1 protein-coding gene is annotated in these 1,798 nt (G+C 71.1%); it reads right to left on the minus strand.

Annotation, left to right across the window (positions count from 1 at the left end):
* Positions 1-88 precede the first annotated feature (88 nt).
* Positions 89-1,282, minus strand: coding sequence for a mannose-6-phosphate isomerase, class I (gene manA, locus P3T39_RS37320; protein ID WP_280703777.1), 1,194 nt, complete (start codon positions 1,280-1,282; stop codon positions 89-91).
* Positions 1,283-1,798: the final 516 nt, after the last annotated feature.

Raw genomic sequence — 1,798 nt, forward strand, 5'->3', positions numbered from 1 at the left:
ACTCGCCTGACCGCCAGCCCCGACAAAGTCGGGCAATACCTCCGACCGAGACCCCTCGCGGCAGCCTAAATCGGTATCGAACACCCTCTCAGAGCGTGACGGTCGCGCGGAAGACCGTGGCGCCGGGGCCGGAGAGTACGGTCCCGGTACCCGTCGCGGGCAGGAAGGCGGACTCGCCGCGCGCCAGGATCAGCGTGGAGCCGTCCGCGGCGGTGAGACGGGCGGTGCCCTCGGTACAGAGCAGGATCTGCGGGGCCAGGCCCGCCACCCGCCGGTCGGTGGTGCCGAGGGCGAAGCGGGAGAGCCGGAACTCGTCGATCGGCACCGGGTACAGCTCCTCGCCGTCAGCGTCGGCCACCGGGCGCAGTACCTCGGGCTTCCCGCTGCGGAAGATCACCACGCGCAGCAGCTCGGGCACGTCCACGTGCTTGGGGGTCAGCCCGCCGCGCAGCACATTGTCGGAGTTGGCCAGGATCTCGATGCCGAGGCCGCGCAGATAGGCGTGCGGGACGCCCGCGCCGAGGTAGAGCGCCTCGCCGCTGCGCAGGTGCACGTAGTTGAGGAGCAGGGCGGCCAGCAGGCCGGTGTCGCCGGGGAACTCCCGGGCGGCGTAGGTGTATCCGGCGAACTGCCCGCCGGGCTCGGTTTCGGCGGCCCGCTCGACGGCGGCGGCGACCTCGGCGACGGTGGCCGAGGCACCGTCGCCGGTCATCGTCAGGATGGTGGCGAGCGCCTGGCTCAGTGCCTCGGCCTCGGGCTTGGTGCGCAGCAGCTCGATCAGCGGGGCGAGCGAGGCGACGCCCAGCGACTGCAGCAGGTCGGCCGTCTCGACGGGTGCGCGAAAGCCGCACAGGCCCTCGAAATCGCCCAGCGCGCAGATGAGTTCGGGCTTGTGGTTGGCATCCCTGTAGTTGCGGTGCGGCGCGTCGACCGGCACCCCTCGGGCCTCCTCCTCGGCGAACCCGGCCCTGGCCTGCGCCAGATCGGGGTGCGCCTGGATGGAGAGCGGCGTACCGGCGGCCAGCACCTTGAGCAGGAACGGCAGCTCGGGCCCGAACTTGGCCACGCCGGCGGCGCCCAGCTCGGCCTGCGGGTTGGCCGCGATCAGCGCCGCGAGTGAACGCAGGCCCTGTCCACGGTCCACTCGGGAGGGTGAACCCGGGTGCGCGCCCATCCACAGTTCGGCCTGCGGCTCGCCGGTCGCCTCCCGGCCGAGCAGCTCGGGAATCGCGGTGACCGAACCCCAGGCGTACGGGCGGACGGTGTTGACGAGCCTGTCCATGTGCGCGGTCCTGCCTGTTCTGTGGGTCGTCCGGTCGGGTACGGCAATCGTCGTCCGGTCGGGTAGGGCGATCGGAGGGGTCGGAAAGGATCGACCCTAGCCGACCGGGCCTGCGGGCCGACCAGGTCCGAGGTACGGGCCGGTGAACAGCCGGAGCAGCCCCGTGAACCGGTGCAGCTCGGGGGTGCCGAGGCCCCTGTGACGGGTGGGGCCAGCTGCCAGCGGACGTTCGCTGTGTGGCCCACGGGTGTTCAGGTTGGGCTAAGAGACTACCCGGCGGGGGACATCCCGACCGGGTTCCCTTCGAGCCCTGCCAGTCGGCGGAGGGACCGTGCCGAGGTAGCATGCGCATCCTTGACCTCTTCATACGTGTGGGCCCATACACCAACTCGCGCACTGCCGATCCGGCCTCCGGGCCTCGGGCTCGCTGTTTGTTCCAGCTGCTTCGAAAGGCACAGACGTGACTGCCCCTGAGGAGAGCACCTTCGCCGATCTCGGCAGGGTGCTGGTGATCAT

The organism is Kitasatospora sp. GP82 (assembly GCF_029892105.1).
GTDB lineage: Bacteria > Actinomycetota > Actinomycetes > Streptomycetales > Streptomycetaceae > Kitasatospora.